Annotated in this window: 1 pseudogene; it reads right to left on the bottom strand. The window is 48.6% G+C overall.

The features are described 5' to 3' along the window. Positions 1-94 precede the first annotated feature (94 nt). Positions 95-316: pseudogene (gene cspD / locus FDX22_RS21355) on the bottom strand (cold shock-like protein CspD); the annotation flags it as partial. Between the last annotated feature and the right edge of the window lie 187 nt (positions 317-503).

Below are 503 nucleotides of genomic sequence, written 5' to 3'. Positions count from 1 at the left end.
GGCTGGCTTCCGGCCCGTAATGCAGCGCGTCTGGATCCCGTTGATGCTCTGGCACGAGAATAACGCGTTGTATTGCATAAGAAATAAAAATGCCAGCCTTAGGGGCTGGCATTTTGTCTGCGNCAATAAGACTGGCGTGATTGCCTTTTGGACCCTGGTGGACATCAAACTGGACAGATTGTCCGGCTTTTAGCGTTCTGTAACCATCCATCTGAATGGTGGAGTAATGAGCGAAGATATCTTCGCCGCCGCCTTCAGGGCAGATGAAACCGAACCCTTTGGCATTGTTGAACCACTTAACAGTACCCGTTTCCATACTTCGACATCCTTCGTAAATCTTATATAAGTAAGATGGAATGAACCGGTGGCGGAGTGGGGGCTGTTCAAAACCTCGCCAACTCTCGAAACTACAATTTAGAGAAATCAGGCGAGGCGTCAAGCGCCAGGCAGGTGGAATAGGGTAAAAATGCATCAAAATTTGAAGCAGTTAACGCTATTGTCGG

The organism is Citrobacter sp. TBCS-14 (assembly GCF_005280805.1).
Taxonomy (GTDB): Bacteria; Pseudomonadota; Gammaproteobacteria; order Enterobacterales; family Enterobacteriaceae; genus Citrobacter; species Citrobacter gillenii.
The sequence above is the reverse complement of the archived record's forward strand: the minus strand, read 5'-3'. Positions and strand labels throughout refer to the sequence as shown.